The sequence below is a fragment of the Pseudonocardia sp. Cha107L01 genome, assembly GCF_052566575.1.
Window position 1 is genome coordinate 5,237,380 of record NZ_CP199579.1, and the last position, 14,406, is coordinate 5,251,785.

17 protein-coding genes are annotated in these 14,406 nt (G+C 69.1%); 10 read left to right on the plus strand and 7 right to left on the minus strand.

Annotation, left to right across the window (positions count from 1 at the left end; all coding sequences use genetic code 11):
- Positions 1–116: 116 nt before the first annotated feature.
- Positions 117–797, minus strand: coding sequence for a TetR/AcrR family transcriptional regulator (locus ACTXG6_RS24510; protein ID WP_445181706.1), 681 nt, complete (start codon positions 795–797; stop codon positions 117–119).
- A 133-nt stretch (positions 798–930) separates the two neighbouring features.
- On the opposite strand from ACTXG6_RS24510, the gene ACTXG6_RS24515 reads away from it, so the two are divergent.
- Positions 931–1,695: a hypothetical protein gene (locus ACTXG6_RS24515; RefSeq protein WP_445181707.1), complete on the plus strand. Its 765-nt coding sequence runs from the start codon at positions 931–933 to the stop codon at positions 1,693–1,695.
- On the opposite strand, the gene ACTXG6_RS24520 is transcribed toward ACTXG6_RS24515, so the two are convergent.
- Genes ACTXG6_RS24520 through ACTXG6_RS24530 form a run of 3 tightly spaced genes read right to left on the minus strand, consistent with a single transcriptional unit; the run spans position 1,660 to position 5,183 of the window.
- The gene (locus tag ACTXG6_RS24520; RefSeq protein ID WP_445181708.1) at positions 1,660–3,264 is read right to left on the minus strand and encodes a phytoene desaturase family protein; all 1,605 of its coding nucleotides are present in this window, start codon (positions 3,262–3,264) and stop codon (positions 1,660–1,662) included. The two genes, ACTXG6_RS24515 and ACTXG6_RS24520, sit on opposite strands and share 36 nt — an antisense overlap.
- 15 nt (positions 3,265–3,279) lie before the next feature.
- Positions 3,280–3,843: an aromatic-ring-hydroxylating dioxygenase subunit beta gene (locus ACTXG6_RS24525; RefSeq protein WP_445181709.1), complete on the minus strand. Its 564-nt coding sequence runs from the start codon at positions 3,841–3,843 to the stop codon at positions 3,280–3,282.
- Entirely contained in the window at positions 3,840–5,183 is a 1,344-nt protein-coding gene (locus ACTXG6_RS24530) for an aromatic ring-hydroxylating dioxygenase subunit alpha (protein ID WP_445181710.1), read from the minus strand. The genes ACTXG6_RS24525 and ACTXG6_RS24530 overlap by 4 nt, the downstream gene beginning before the upstream one ends.
- A 120-nt stretch (positions 5,184–5,303) precedes the next feature.
- Here ACTXG6_RS24530 and ACTXG6_RS24535 point away from each other — a divergent pair, with 120 nt between their 5' ends.
- The 6 genes from ACTXG6_RS24535 to ACTXG6_RS24560 all read left to right on the plus strand — a co-directional run bounded on the left by ACTXG6_RS24535 (position 5,304) and on the right by ACTXG6_RS24560 (position 10,076).
- Positions 5,304–6,008, plus strand: a complete 705-nt coding sequence (locus ACTXG6_RS24535) for a TetR/AcrR family transcriptional regulator (RefSeq protein WP_445181711.1) — start codon at positions 5,304–5,306, stop codon at positions 6,006–6,008.
- A gap of 123 nt (positions 6,009–6,131) precedes the next feature.
- Positions 6,132–6,968, plus strand: a complete 837-nt coding sequence (locus ACTXG6_RS24540) for a hypothetical protein (RefSeq protein WP_445181712.1) — start codon at positions 6,132–6,134, stop codon at positions 6,966–6,968.
- A gap of 71 nt (positions 6,969–7,039) precedes the next feature.
- The gene (locus tag ACTXG6_RS24545; RefSeq protein WP_445181713.1) at positions 7,040–7,699 is read left to right on the plus strand and encodes a TetR/AcrR family transcriptional regulator; all 660 of its coding nucleotides are present in this window, start codon (positions 7,040–7,042) and stop codon (positions 7,697–7,699) included.
- Positions 7,700–7,866: 167 nt separating this feature from the next.
- The gene (locus ACTXG6_RS24550) at positions 7,867–8,856 is read left to right on the plus strand and encodes a thiamine pyrophosphate-dependent dehydrogenase E1 component subunit alpha (RefSeq protein ID WP_445181714.1); all 990 of its coding nucleotides are present in this window, start codon (positions 7,867–7,869) and stop codon (positions 8,854–8,856) included.
- Positions 8,853–9,836, plus strand: coding sequence for an alpha-ketoacid dehydrogenase subunit beta (locus ACTXG6_RS24555; RefSeq protein ID WP_445181715.1), 984 nt, complete (start codon positions 8,853–8,855; stop codon positions 9,834–9,836). Before ACTXG6_RS24550 ends, ACTXG6_RS24555 begins: the two co-directional genes overlap by 4 nt.
- A gap of 12 nt (positions 9,837–9,848) precedes the next feature.
- The gene (locus tag ACTXG6_RS24560; protein WP_445181716.1) at positions 9,849–10,076 is read left to right on the plus strand and encodes a biotin/lipoyl-containing protein; all 228 of its coding nucleotides are present in this window, start codon (positions 9,849–9,851) and stop codon (positions 10,074–10,076) included.
- A 98-nt stretch (positions 10,077–10,174) separates the two neighbouring features.
- On the opposite strand, the gene ACTXG6_RS24565 is transcribed toward ACTXG6_RS24560, so the two are convergent.
- Positions 10,175–10,375, minus strand: a complete 201-nt coding sequence (locus ACTXG6_RS24565) for a ferredoxin (RefSeq protein WP_445181717.1) — start codon at positions 10,373–10,375, stop codon at positions 10,175–10,177.
- Positions 10,376–10,667: 292 nt separating this feature from the next.
- Here ACTXG6_RS24565 and ACTXG6_RS24570 point away from each other — a divergent pair, with 292 nt between their 5' ends.
- The 3 genes from ACTXG6_RS24570 to ACTXG6_RS24580 all read left to right on the plus strand — a co-directional run bounded on the left by ACTXG6_RS24570 (position 10,668) and on the right by ACTXG6_RS24580 (position 12,774).
- The gene (locus tag ACTXG6_RS24570; protein ID WP_445181718.1) at positions 10,668–10,976 is read left to right on the plus strand and encodes a 2Fe-2S iron-sulfur cluster-binding protein; all 309 of its coding nucleotides are present in this window, start codon (positions 10,668–10,670) and stop codon (positions 10,974–10,976) included.
- Between the two features lie 127 nt (positions 10,977–11,103).
- Positions 11,104–11,733, plus strand: a complete 630-nt coding sequence (locus ACTXG6_RS24575) for a TetR/AcrR family transcriptional regulator (RefSeq protein WP_445190105.1) — start codon at positions 11,104–11,106, stop codon at positions 11,731–11,733.
- 156 nt (positions 11,734–11,889) lie between these two features.
- Positions 11,890–12,774 (plus strand): SDR family NAD(P)-dependent oxidoreductase, encoded by an 885-nt coding sequence (locus ACTXG6_RS24580; protein ID WP_445181719.1) that lies wholly within the window; start codon positions 11,890–11,892, stop codon positions 12,772–12,774.
- 27 nt (positions 12,775–12,801) lie between these two features.
- On the opposite strand, the gene ACTXG6_RS24585 is transcribed toward ACTXG6_RS24580, so the two are convergent.
- Together ACTXG6_RS24585 and ACTXG6_RS24590 are read right to left on the minus strand one after the other, a co-directional pair.
- Positions 12,802–14,004 (minus strand): thiolase family protein, encoded by a 1,203-nt coding sequence (locus tag ACTXG6_RS24585; RefSeq protein WP_445181720.1) that lies wholly within the window; start codon positions 14,002–14,004, stop codon positions 12,802–12,804.
- Entirely contained in the window at positions 14,001–14,405 is a 405-nt protein-coding gene (locus ACTXG6_RS24590) for a Zn-ribbon domain-containing OB-fold protein (RefSeq protein WP_445181721.1), read from the minus strand. Before ACTXG6_RS24590 ends, ACTXG6_RS24585 begins: the two co-directional genes overlap by 4 nt.
- Position 14,406 lies beyond the last annotated feature (1 nt).

Sequence of the window (14,406 nt, forward strand, 5' to 3'; positions counted from 1 at the left end):
GCCGGCGCGTAACAACAAGCCGGCGTAACAACAAGCCGGCGTAACAACAAGCCGGCGTAACAACAGGCCGCCGGGTCCGAGCTCCCGCCCGGGTCCGGGTGGCCGGGGAGTCGGCGCTAGCCGGTGGTGCCGCCCGGGATGGTGCGGTGCGCGATGCCGTGCACGCAGACCGCCACCAGCTCCCGGATCAGCCGGTCCCGGGTGGCCGCGCGGCACTCGTCGGGCAGGAACCAGTCGTCGTAGACAGCGGTGGCGACGACCATGGCGGAGTTGACCGAGATGGAGATCGGCTCGTCGAGGCTGTAGCCACGGGCCGCCGCGCCGATCCGGACGACTCGCTGGACCCGCCCGAGTGAGTTGGCGAAATGCCGGCTGATCCGCTCGGCGATGTCGCGGAACGCGGGGTCGCTGTCCTCCGGTGCCGCCATCAGGGCGCGCAGCAGCCGGCGGTTGCGTCGCGCCATGGCGTAGAGACCGTCGATGTAGCTGGCGGCGATCTCCTCGATGTCGCTGTCCACCGGGTTGGCTTCCCACGAGGTCACGAAGTCATCGATGAAGTCGGTGAACGCGCTGACCACGGTGACCTGGAACAACTCGGCCTTGGAGCCGAACCTGGTGAAGATCAGCGACTCGGCAACGCCGGCGCGGGTCGCGATGTCCCTGGTGGTCGCCCGGTAGCCCTGCTCGGTGAACAGCTCGCGGGCCGCCTCGACGAGCAGCGCCCGGACCTCCCCGGAGGACCGCCGGGTGCCGCTGCCGCGGGAGGGATCGGTGGATGTCGGGGCGGTGCTCGTCACCCCACGATTCTAGCGAGTGCCGCTCCCCAATTTAGCTAGTGACATTTGACAGTGCTTCTGAGCGCTGCGAGCATCGGTAAACCGGACGGTGTCGGGTTCCGGTGGTCGGTATCCCGATGACGGGAGAGCGCTGATGAACACCAGGCTCCAGCTGTTCTGCGTCTGGTCGGGTCCGGCTTTCCTGGTGCTGTACGTCGTCTTCTTCTGGGGGGTTGCGGGTTGGATCCCGCCGTCGCCGCCGTCCTGGAGCGTCGAGCAGGTCGGCGCGTTCTACGCCGCGCACCCGGACGAGATCCGGGTGGGGCAGCTCGGCGCGCTGATCGCGTCGACCCTGCTGTTCCCGTTCTGGGCGGTGATCACCGGCCAGATCGCGCGCATCGAGCGGGGCCGGCCGCCGGTGCTGGCGCTGATGCAGTTCGGCGGCGCGGTGCTGTTGCAGGTGTTCTTCGTGCTGTGCGGCATGTTGTGGATCGTGGCGACGTTCCGCCCGGAGTTGGACGCGACGACGGTCCGGGTGCTGCACGACGCCGGCTGGCTGATGTTCGTGATGGTGTTCCCCGCGTTCGTGATGCAGATGTTCTGCATCGGGATCGCCGCGCTCATCGACGACAGCCCGGATCCGATCTGGCCGCGCTGGGCGGGCTACCTGAACATGTGGGTCGGCTTCGGCGGCGCAGGCGGCGGGCTCGCGGTGTTCTTCAAGCAGGGGCCGTTTGCCTGGAACGGGGTGGTCGGCTTCTACATCCCGGTTGTCGTGTTCACCGTCTGGATCATCACGATGACCTACCTCATGCACGTCGGCGTCAGGCGCCAGGCCGCCGAGGTACCAGCAGCGGGCCTCGCGCCCGCCGGTCCCGAACGCTCAGCCCCGGCGGGCCAGCGTGCGGGCCCGCTGTAGCGGCGACGGGCCGCGCAGCAGCATGTTGGCGGTGTTGCGGCCCGGCCAACCGCTGATGAACGACATCGGGAACGCCCCCGACGCGGAGTGCCACAAGTTGTCCACCGGTGTCTTGTAGCCGGCCATCGAGGGCACCGGGCGCCACGGGCCCAGCTGCGCGAGGGTGACGTCGGCGTGCTCGTAGTTGCCCTTGTGCACGTGGTAGCGGCTGGCGAAGTCGTCCGGGTTTGTGACGTGCAGGTCGATGATGCTGTCCTTGAACCCGGGTGAGTACTGCTCGAACTGGTCCAGGCAGGCATCGATGTACCGCTTGCCCTCGACGGCCCAGTCGCGGTCGTCCGACAGCTGTACCGGGGTGTTGAACGCGTAGAGGTAGAAGCTGTCGCCGGTGCTACCGCCGGGGACCAGGGTGCGGTCGTCGATCGACGGCACCGCCATCTGCAACGCGATCTCGTGGTCGAAGTCGCCGGCCATCGCCTTCGTCGTGGAGCGGCGCAGGAAGTCCATCGAGGGGCAGACCATGGGCGCGGCCACCGCGTGCGGGTTCGCCAGGTCGTGGTTCGGGTACTCCGGCCGCTTGCTCAGCGCTGCGTCGATCTTGAACGTGTAGAGGTTGTTGCGCAGGCTCTGCAGGCCGCGGATCTCCTCCTTGGTCTGCAGCGGGACGTGGCTCTGCTCGACCAGCTTGGTCATCAGGGTGGTCGGGTCGACCGCGCCCACGACGTCGCCGGCGCGGATCTCCTCGCCGGACGCCAGCACGACGCCCCGCGCCCGGCCGTTCTCGATCAGGATCTCCCGCACCGGCGCGCTGGTGCGGACCGTGCCGCCGTGGGCCCGCACGCACGCGGCCAGTGCCTGGGTGAACGAACCGGACCCGCCGACGGGGTGCCGCACGCCCCACTCGTGCAGGCCGCAGAGCAGCGAGAGGTGCAGGCCGCTGCCGGGCTCGTGCATCGGCCCGAAGTTCGCCAGCGAGTACGTCGCGATCGGGATCTGCACCTCTTCGCGCTCGAAGTACTCCAGGCAGATCGTCTCGATCGAGGACAGCATCACCCGGGCGCCGCGGGCGACGTTCTTGCGGCCCTTGGCCAGGTTCTTGAGCACGTCCCGCAACACGCTGGGGCGGACCCGGAACGGGTGGCCCTGCAGGTAGGGCAGTGCCACCATCAGGGTGTCGGTGATCTCGTCGACGAGCTGCTCGTACTTGACCGCGTCGCGCCGGGAGTACTTGCGGATCTCCTCGAGCATCTTCTGCCGGTCCTTCCAGACCGTCAGGTGCTGCCCGTCCGGGCCGAGCCAGGTGGTAAGCGTCTGGGGGTGCTCCCAGCTCAGGCCGTAGCGGTGCAACTCGAGCTCGTGGTCAACCGACGGCTCGACCCCGGTGAGCAGGAACTCCAGGCCGCAGGGGTTGACCTTGTAGCCGGGCGCGTTCGGCATGTCCATGGTCCAGCAGAGGCCGCCGACGGTGTCGCGGGCCTCCAGCACCAGGACGTTCTTCCCGCCGCGGGCGAGGTAGGCGGCGCAGGTCAGGCCGTTGTGCCCGGCTCCGATGACGATCGAGTCGTACATGGTGGTCCGCCTTGTCTAGAGGAAGAGGTTGAGGTTGTTGGCCAGCACCGTGGTGTGGTCGAGGTAGACGGTGCGGGCGGCGATCCGGAAGCTCTCGCCCTCCCGGCGGAGCACGTCGTTCCGGGAGCCGGTGAACACCTCGACCTCGCGGTCCAGGCGGTAGCGGTGTGCCTGGAAACAGCAGTCCGCGGCGAGCTCACCGCTGTCCAGGGTGCGCACCTGCACGTTGGTGACCAGGTGCCGCTGGACCGAGGGCGGGTCCTCGGTCCAGGCCAGGCCGGACACCATCCGCAGGACCCGCTTGCGCAGGACGGACTTGTCGTCATCGAAGTGGGCAAGGCCGAGGTCGCCGAGCTCGTCGGTGAACTCGGCGCCGGTCTGGTTGCGGTGGATCGGCACCAGGTAGCGGGTGTCGTCGGTGAACAGGTCCAACCAGCCGTGGAAGTCCCGCTCGTCGATCATCCGGGCCTCGGCGTAGTAGAACTGCTCCACCTGGTGTTGCAGCAGCAGCGCCGCCATCCCTGGCGGCGGTGCCTCGTCCCGGGTGTTGTGGTCCTGGGTCGGCAGAGTGGTGGTCACTGGCGCGCTCCCTCCGCGTGGCGGGCCTTCGCGGCCTGGTCGAGGTCGGTCCAGGTGTCGTGGGTGAGCATCTCCAGCCAGCGGTGGTAGAAGCCGCGCGCGGCCACCTCGGAGTAGGCCCGCTGGGTGACCCGGCCGGGGTAGTCGGCGTCCGGTCCCTGGTTCGTGCGGTCGCCCATTCCGACGTTGAACGGGAGGCGCCGGCCCATGGTGCCGCGCAGGGTGCGCTGGATGCCGGCCCAGACGGCGCTGTCGTCGGTCTCGAACAGCCCGCCGGCGCCGAACGCCCGCTGCACGTTGGCCGCCCAGGTCTTCTTCACCTCCAACGGTGCCGCCGCCGGGACGAACTGCCAGGTCCAGATCTCGGACTCCTGTGGCCCCACCGCCTGGATCACCCGCAGGTGGTTGAAGCCGAACAGCACCACGCAGCTGGGGAACAGGTTCATGTGCGCGGCCTGGACATCCGCGCGGGCCCTGCCGACACGCGCCACCGCCGCCGGGTAGGACTCCTCCATGAAGTACCGGCGGGCGACCGGCCCGATCGTCAGGTCGAGGATCGGGCCGTCGGTCCAGAGCCCCATGCCGTGCCCGTGGGGCGAGGTGAACTGTCGGCCGGTGACCGGCAGCTGCATCTTCGACAAGTCCGCGTCCGGCGGGACGCTGGCCAGGAACGCGGAGATGTGGGTCTGCTCGGGGTGCAGCATGTCGTTGACGAACTGCTCGGCGACGATCTTCCAGTTGGCCTTGATGACCCACTTGTTGACGCCGCCCATGAGCTCGAGCCCGCCCTCGAACCGGTCCAGGAAGATGTCGAGGTACCAGGCAGCATCCGCCAGGTAGTCCTCCAGCGGGGGCGCGGTCGGGTCCCAGGTACCGAACACCAGACCCTTGTAGCTCTCGACCTGAGCCATTGCGCCGCAACCCCACGCAGACTTGTCGAAACCATTCGGGAAAACGATGTCCTCGTGCGGGACATTGCGGAGATTGCCCTGCAGGTCATAGGACCAGCCGTGGTAGGAGCAGGTGAACATCTTGGTATTGCCCGAGTCCGGGCGGGCCAGTTCGTTGCCCCGGTGCCGGCACTGGTTGAGCAGGCCCTTGATCGACCCGTCCTTCTGCCGGACCACGATCACCCGGTCCGCGCCCACGTAGGTGTTGAAGAAGTCGCCCGGCTTCGGGATCTGCTGCTCCGGGCAGAGCAGCACCCAGGCCCGGCCGAATATCCGGTCCAGCTCCAGGCGGTAGATCGCCTCGTCGGCGTAGATCCGAGGGCTCAGCACGCCCTCGTCCATGTCGCACAGGGTGCGGAGGTCGTCGGGACTCAGCTCGGCATCGCGCATGGTGGTGGGCCTCCGGTCGAGGGTGCGCTCGGGTGTGCCTCAGCTCACTGTAGGAGACCGCTACGGCGGACACAAGGGATCGAGAGTCCCTTGCGACGAATGAGGTGGGAAGATGGTCCGATGGCCAGCGTGTCGGACAAGTCCAAGCCGCCGAAGGCGGAGCGCCAGCACCGGCGCAGCCCCGCCGAGCTCCGCACCCTGCTGCTCGATGCCGCCCGGGCCGAGTTCGGCGCCAACGGCTACGCGAATACCACGAACCGCGACGTCGCCCGGCGCGCCGGGGTGGCCCTCTCGGTGCTCTACCGCCACTTCGAGACTAAGGCCGAGCTGTTCTCCGAGGCCGTGCTGGAGCCGTTCGTCCGCGGGTTCGAGCAGCTCGGCAACGACTGGCTGCGTCAGCTGGGGGAGCCACTCGCGGACGAAGAGCTGATGAAGGTCTTCATCCGGGACATCCACGACAACCTCGCGGCCAACCAGCACGCACTCGACCAGATGCTCTTCGGGCGGGCCGAGCTGCCCGCTCCGATGATCGTGCGGATCCGGATCGCGTTCGAGAAGCTGATCACCCAGCTGCGGCTGATGACCGAGCTGGAGGCGCGGCGGCGGGGCTGGATGTCCACCCAGGGGGTCGACATGTCGGTCCGGGTACTGCTCGGCATGATCATCGGGATGTCGTCCTACGGCTGGATCCTGCTACCCGACGACCACGCCGAGTCGGGCAGCGACGACGTGGTCGAAGGGATGATCAAGCTGGGCCTGTGGGGGATGACCCGGCACCGCGACGGGCTGCCGCCGCCGGCGGCGGCCGACTCGCCCGCTCCCTGAGCGGGCCGTCCCGCCCTGGCGGTACGGGATCTCTGATCCCTTGACGGTCGATCGGTGGGATCGTACGGTCTCCCGGTGCGGACCGGTGACTGAACTGTCTTGTTCGGCGGAGGGCGACGACTCATGGACGGCGTGCTGCTCGCACCGGCGGAGGGCCCGCTGGGCGCCCCACCGGACAACCTGGTGTCGAACCCCGCCGGGGTTGAGCTGATCTTCACACTCGCCTGCGCGGCGGTGGTGCTGCTCGGCCTCGCCGCCATGCTCGTGCACTGGCGGCGGACCGGCCGTGCCGTCGGCGTGCTGGTCCTGGTCGGCGGGATGCTCGCCACCATTCAGGAACCGATGGTCGACACCCTCGGCAACATGTACATTCCGCCGTCGCATTTCACCCTCTTCACGACCTACGGCCGGGAAATGCCGATGTACGCGCCGTTCGGCTACGGGCTGTACTTCGGAATTCCGATCTTCCTCTATCTGCGCGCGGCGCGGCGCGGAGCCGGGCCGGCGCACTTCCAGAAACTGTTCGCCGGTTCGGTCGCGCTGGAGCTGGTCTTCGAGCTGATTGCCGTCAACGGGAACTTCTACGCCTACTACGGCAACCAGCCGTTCCGGTTCTTCGAGCTCCCCGTCCACTGGATGACGCTGAACATGGCGGCGGCCTGGGTCGCCGCGGCGGCGGTGCACAAGGCGCTGCCGCACCTGCCGGGCTGGCGACAGTTGGCGGTCCCGCTGATCGTGCTGTGCACGGTTACCTGCTCCTACTACGCGCAGGGCTGGCCGATCTTCAGCGCAATGCACGCCGAGAACGCGCCGCCCGGCCTGCTGGCGCTCGCCTCGCTGGCCACCGTCGCTCTCGGCGTTGGCATCATCCAGGTCATGATCAGAGTCCTGGCCAGCCCCGGCCCTGAACGGTCGGGCGCCGGACTGGCGGCTCCCGACCGTGCCCCGGCACGCGCATGACCATGGCGGCCGAGGCGGAACTCTAGGAGTGCCTGCCGCGTTATCGGTTGTCCGATAGGTAGGCTTCCCTGATGAGCATCCCCGCTCCCACCCCGCCGCCCGAGCGAGCACGAGCCGCTCGGCGCGCGCCAGGGGAGGTGCGTGAGCTGGTCCTGGACGCCTCGCGCGAGCTGTTCTCCTCACACGGCTACTCGAACACCAGCACCAAGCGGATCGCCGAGCAGGCCGGGGTTGCCGAGGCGCTGCTCTTCCGGCACTTCGGCAGCAAGGCGCAGCTGTTCCGCGAGGCGGTGGTCGAGCCGCTGGTCGAGGTGCTGCAGGGTTATGCCGACCAGTGGCTCGCCTACGACAGCCCGCACGAGGCGGAGCTGCCGGTGCGCTCCTTCATCGACACGTTCTTCGGCACGCTGTCGGATCGGCGCGGTTTCGCGATGGCGCTGACGGCGGCCTCGATCTACTCCGACGACGTCGTCGAGGACTCCGGCGCCCCCCTCGCGGACGTGCTGCGGCTGATCGAGAGTGTGGTGGCCCAGGAGGCGGAGCGGTTCGGCTACCGGGGCCTGAACATCCCGGTCACCGCCCGGGTCGGTGTCGGTTCGGTACTCGCCACCGCGATGTTCCGGGGCTGGATCTTCGGGACGAACGCCGGCGAGGTGGCCGACGATCGGATCACCAACGAGCTGGAGCGCCTGATGATCTACGGCGTGCGGAACCGCTCGGAGATCGAGTAGCCGTCCGGACACCCCGTCCGTGCTCCGGGTCGGATGCGCCGAGCGTGGCGACCCGCCGAGGTCCGTTGACACCGTCCCGGACCTGAAATAGTTTCCCGGCTACAGTTAGTACTCGCTCCATAAGCCTGTCGCGCTCCGCGATGGGCTGGTCATGTTGAGGAGTCGCGGTGGCCGACGACGACGTGCAGCTGGACGCCAAGATCAGGTTGCAGATCTACGAAACGATGACCAAGATCAATCTTGCTGACGAGCGGGTCCGTGGCCTGCTGATGAGCGGCAAGATCATGATCGTCTACTACTCGCCGCGAGGGCAGGAGTGCATTCCGGCGGCGGTCGCCGCCGCGATGGAGTCCGACGACTACACCGTGACGACCTACCGGGGGATGCACGACAGCATCGCCTCCGGCGCCCCGCTCGGCGAGATCCTCGCCGAGATGATGGGCAAGGCGACCGGCACGTCGAAGGGCAAGGGCGGCCCGATGCACCTCTCGGACCCGAACTCGGGGCTGATGGTGACCACCGGGATCGTCGGCGGCGGCATCCCGATCGCCAACGGGGTCGCGCTCGCCTCGCAGATGAAGGGCCTCGACCGCGTCACGGTGTGCTACTTCGGCGACGGAGCGACGAACATCGGGGCGTTCCACGAGGCGCTCAACCTGGCCGCCGTGTGGGACCTGCCGATCGTGTTCGTCTGTCAGAACAACGAGTACGGCGAGTACACCCCGCGCCTCGACTCACAGCGGGTGGAGCACATCTCCGAGCGTGCGGCCTCGTACGGCATGCCGGGGGTGACGGTGGACGGCAACGACCCGGACGCGACCTACCGGGTGGCCACCGAGGCGGTGCGGCGGGCGCGGGCCGGCCTCGGACCGACCCTGATCGAGGCCAAGACCTACCGATTCATGGGTCATCTCTTCGGTGACCAGATGCCGTACATGCCCAAGGAGGAGCTGCAGGCGGCGATCGCGGCCGACCCGGTGCCGAGGTACCGGGAACTGCTGATCGCCGACGGCACCGCGACCGAGGCGGAGCTCGGCGAGATCGACCAGCGGTTGACCGGAGAGCTCGAGCAGGCTGTCCAGGCCGCGCTGGACGCACCGCTGCCCGACCCGGCGGAGCTGTTCACCGACGTGTACGCGGCGGAGGTGCCGGCATGAGCGACCCGCAGATCACCCTTGTGCAGGCGCTCAACCAGGCGCTGGACAACGAGCTGGCCCGCGACGACTCGGTGTTCCTGCTCGGCGAGGACATCATCGACCCGGCCGGCGGCGCGGCGAAGGTGACCGCGGGACTGTCCACCAAGTACGGCACGCAGCGGGTCCGGGAGACGCCGATCTCCGAGCAGGCGATCATCGGCGCCGCCACCGGCGCCTCGCTGCTCGGCATGCGCCCGGTCGCGGAGATCATGATCGCGGACTTCTACGCCGTCTGCCTCGACCAGCTGGCCAACCACGCCGCGAAGCTGCGCTACATGTCCGGCGGTCGCACGAATGTGCCGATCACGGTGCGCGGGCTGGCCACCGGCGGCCTGCAGTTCGGTGCGCAGCACTCGCAGATGGTCGAGGCCTGGTTCGCGCACACGCCCGGCCTCAAGATCGCGATCCCGAGCACCCCGGCGGACGGCAAGGGGCTGTTGACCGCGGCGATCCGGGACGACGACCCGACGATCATCATCGAGCCGGCCACGCTCTACGCCATGAAGGGGCCGGTGCCGGCGGGGGAGCACGTCGTGCCGCTGGGCAAGGCGGACATCAAGCGGGCCGGCTCGGACGTCACGATCATCACCTACGGCAAGCAGGTGCACGACAGCCTCGATGCGGCCGCCCAGTTGGCCGGCGAGATCGACGTCGAGGTGCTGGACCTGCGCTCGATCGTGCCGTGGGACGCCGAGGCCATGCTGGAGTCGGTGAGCAGGACCCGCCGCGCCGTGGTGGTCCACCAGGCGGTACAGCGGTTCGGGGTCGGCGCAGAGATCGCGGCCTGGCTGTCGCAGGAGCTCTTCGGCTCGCTCGCCGCGCCGATCCTGCGGGTGGGCGCCGAGTACACACCGGTGCCGTACTCGGCGGAGCTCGAGGCCGCGCACCTGCCCTCGACCGCCCGGATTCTCGACGCGGTCCGCACCGTGTGCAAGGCGTGAGGAGGGTGCTCAATGGCTGACTTGATCGTGCCTCGGGTCGGGGTGACCGTCACAGAGGTCACCATCGTCGAGTGGCTGGTGGAGGACGGGGCGACGGTCAAACCCGGCGAGCCGATCCTCGTCGTGGCGACCGACAAGACCGAGGTCGAGGTCGAGGCGACGGAGCGCGGCGTGCTGCGCCACGGTGCGCGGCCGGAGGAGGACTACCCGGTGGGCGCGGTGATCGGCGCGATCGACTGAGGCGAGTACCGGCGACAGTCGCGGCTGTCGCGGGAACGGGATCCCGGCGTCCGGTGCCGGGACCCCGTGCCGTCCATTCCGGGCCGGGCCGGGCCGGCTCAGTCGCCCCGGTGCTCCACCGCGATGGCGAAGTTCGGGCACTCGGCGGCGATCTTCTCGGCCTGCTCCTCGGTCAGCGTGGCCGCATCGAGGACCTCGGCGATGCCGTCCTCGTTGAGGTCGAACGTCGCCGGGGCCAGGAACATGCACCGCTGGGCGCCCATGCAGCTGTCCGCATCGACGCTGATCGTGAAGGACATGTGGTGGCTCCCTGGGGTCGGGGACACTGCTGGCGGACCGTCGGACCCTCGTCGATGCCGTGTCGGCCGCCCCGGCTATTGTGAAGCGAGCGAATACTGCACAGCAAGCTACCGGGCCCGGTGTCGTGGCCTCGGTCGCGGTCGGGCTGCCTTGACTGGCCCGCGAGTGGCCGCGTAGCGTATCCGCAAGTTGTAAGCGCATACTTCATTCAATTTGCCTGTCGACCTACGGGGCCCGGATTGTGCACATGCATGCCGTGAACGAGCGGAACCCGGGCGCGGAGTAGGTCGAGTGGCCGGTCGGATCCGAGTTCTCCCCGCCGATGTCACCTTCGCGGTGGGTGACGGTGAGCCCGTCTACCGGGCGGCCCGGCGTCAGGGCATCCGGTGGCCATCCATCTGCAATGGCGACGCCGAATGCGGCATTTGTTACATGGTGGTCGAGGAAGGCGGCGAGAATTTGTCGGAGAAGTCGTCGGTCGAGGCCGATCGATTGTCGCTGGGGATGAAGGCGGGCGAGCCGAGAGCTCGGCTGGCCTGCCGCGCCACCCTGGACGGTGATGTGACCGTGTTGCGCAAAGGCGTGCGGGCAGCTGGTTGACCCGGTCTGTTTCCGGGTGCGACCCCGAGCGTGGGGAGAGATTCGCATGAAGTGTGAGACACGGGCCCGCGGGCATAGGACCCGCCGCCGGCGGACGACGTAGGATCGCGTGGTGGCAAAGGCTGAAGTGGGGAAGCCGAGACTGCGCCGGACCTCCCAGGAAATTCGCGGTCTGCTGCATGCCGCCGCATCCAGCTATTTCGCTCAGAACGGATATGCCGGAACCAGTACCCGAGCCATTGCGACCGAGGCGGGCGTGTCCGAAACGCTGCTCTTCCGCCATTTCGGCAACAAGTCGGGGCTCTTCGAGGCGACCACGCTGGAGCGGTTCCGCGCCAGTATCGACGAGTTCGTCGCCCGGTGGGACAAGCGGCGGGTACCGGCCGGGGGCGAAGAGGCGCACGCGCGCGTCTTCATGCACAGCCTGATCAGGTTGTTGCGCTCACAGCGCGCGATCATGCTGGCGCTGTTGACCCTGGACTCGGACGACAGCGACGTGGAGTCGATCCAGGCCACCGCTCTCGAGTCGTTCGACCAGCTGTTGGTGCTGATCCGAACCCACGCGCTGAGTCACGCGGACGGCTCGCTGTACCCGGGGCTCGACGCCGAGCTGACCCCTCCGGCCGTCGCCGCTGTGGTGCTCGCGGTGACCCTGCTCGACCAGTGGCTGTTCCAGCCCGGCGCCGACCGGCCCACCGTCAGCGCGGTGGATCAGGAGGTCATCACCTACGTGTTGCATGGCGTAGGTCGCCGGTAGGCACCCGCCCGGTGCGGCGATTTGGCTGTTTCGCGGGTGTTCATATGATGTGTCCACTCACTACAATAATACCGTTCTGACGGCGCTCCCGGGCGAGCGGCTGGTTCGACGATCGGAGACGGTGACGTGGGAAGTCTTGACGGTTTGGTGGCCGTGGTGACCGGAGCCGGCCGCGGCATCGGTCGGGAGCACGCGGTGCTGCTCGCTGCCGAGGGCGCGAAGGTTGTGGTGAACGACCTTGGCGGCGCGGGAGACGGCACCGGCGCGGCGAGCCCCGTTGCCGACGAGGTGGTCCGGGAGATCGCCGAGGCCGGCGGCGAGGCCGTGGCCAGCGGGCACAACGTGGCCGAGGCCGATGGCGCCGCCGGGATCGTCGCCGCCGGGCTGGACGCCTTCGGCAAGATCGACATCCTGGTCAACAACGCCGGCGTCCTACGTGACCGGGTCCTGATCAACCTCGGACCGGACGACTGGGACGTCGTGCTGACGGTGAACCTGCGCGGCACCTACCTGGTGACCCGCGCGGCCGCGCTGCACTGGCGGGAGCGCAGCAAGGCGGGCGAGCAGGTGTCCGCATCGGTGATCAACACCAGCAGCGAGTCGGGCCTGTTCGCCAACCCGGGCCAGGCGAACTACGCGGCCGCCAAGTCCGGCGTGGCCACCCTGACCCAGGTCGCGGCGAAGGAGTTGAAGCGCTACGGCGTCAGGGTGAACGCGATCCTGCCGAGGGCCCGGACCAGGCTGACCGAGGTGATCGCGGGCAAGACGGTCGAGGCCCTGCAGCCGACGGAGGGCACGTTCGACCGCTGGCACCCGGGAAACGTCTCGCCGTTCGTGGCCTACCTGGCCAGCCCGGGGTGCGAGATCACCGGCGAGGCCTTCGTGGTCGGCGGCAGCGTGGTGCAGCGGGTCATACCGTGGCAGCTCGACGAGGCGTGGAAGATCAACGGCGAGGGCCGGCTCACCGTCGAGGGACTGGCCAAGGAGATCGGCACGCTGGGGGTACCGGTGCGCGCCAAGGGCTCGGGAATGGTCTCCTGAGCGGGTAGGGCGAGGTCGTCGCCCGGGCTACGCCGCGCGCTCCAGAATGTGCACCGCGCAGGCGGAGGCCAGGCCGATGACGTGGGTCAGGCCCACCCGGGCGCCCTCGATCTGCCGGTCGCCCGCCTCGCCGCGCAGGTGGGTCACCACCTCGTAGAGGTTGGCCACCCCGGTCGCGCCGATCGGGTGGCCCTTGGACAGCAGGCCGCCGGACACGTTGACCGGTGTCTTGCCGTCGCGCCAGGGGCCGCCGGAGGAGATGAAGTCGCCCGCGCCGCCCGGTTCGCAGAGTCGCAGGTTGTCGTAGTGCAGCAGCTCGGCGGTGGCGAAACAGTCGTGCAGCTCGACCAGGTCGAGGTCGTCCGGACCGATGCCGGCCTTCTCGTACGCCTGGTCGGCCGCGGCCCGGGTCAGGGTGTTCACGTCCGGCTGGACCTGCGCGGACTCGGTCCACGGGTCGGAGGTGAGCACCGAGGCGGAGATCTTGACCGCGCGCCGCCGGACGTCCGGGTCGAGGGTCCGCAGCTTCGCGTCCGACACCAGCACGACGGCGGCCGCGCCGTCGCCGGTCGGGCAGCACATCGGCAGCGTGTTCGGGTAGGAGATCATCTCCGCGCCGGTGATCTCCGCCAGGGAGAACTCCTTGCGGTACTGGGCCAGCGGGTTGAGCACCGAGTGCGCGTGGCTCTTTCGCGCGACCTCGGCGAACTGTTCGGCGCTGACCCCGTGGCGCAGCGCGTACTCGGTGCCGGCCTGCGCGAACACACCCGGCATCAGGCCGGTGCCGAGCAGCCCCTCCGGCTTGGCGACCGAGCCGTAGCGCCCGCTGGGGGTGAAGACCTTGCGGTCGGCGCGCTTCTTGGCGGCCCCGCCGAGCAGGCCCATCTTGCCCATCTTCTCCACGCCAACGGCCAGCCCGTAGTCGGCCTCGCCGGCCCGGATCGACAGCCAGGCGACCCGCACCGCGGTGGCCCCGGTGGCGCACGCGTTCACCACGTTGTAGGCCGGGATCCCGGTCTGGCCGATCTGCTTCTGCAGCCGCTGCGCGTTGTGTGCGTCGGCCTGGTACATGTTGCCCACCGCGAGGGCGTCCATGTCCCGGATGGTCGTGCCGGCGTCGCCGAGTGCGTCCAGCGCCGCCTCGGTGGCCAGGTCGAGCACGTCCTTGTCGGCGAACCTGCCGAACGGCGTCATGGCCGCCCCGATGACCCACACGTCCGCGCTGCTCATGATCGTCCTCTCTGCCGGCAGTAGCCGAAGCCGACCGCCTCGGTGCCGTCGTCGTCGGTGCCCACGACGAACGTGGTCAGCTCGACCCGCAGGTCAGGGGTGATCTCGGCCGGCTCGGTGGTGTCGAGCAGGTTCGCCTTCACCGCGCCGCCGCCGTCCAGGTCCACCACCACCGAGGTGTACGGCGTCGGGATCGACGGTGCCGCCCGGTGCACCACGGTGAACGCGCGGACCCGCCCGGAGTTCGAGAGTTTCCTCGAGCTGAAGTCCCGGCCGGAGCAGCGCGCGCATGCGTTGCGCCGGTCCAGGTAGAGCGCGTCACAGGCGTCGCAGCCGTGCGCGCGCAGGTGTGGCGGGTTGCCGAGCACGAGGTAGTCGACGATCGGTATCTGGTTCGTCATC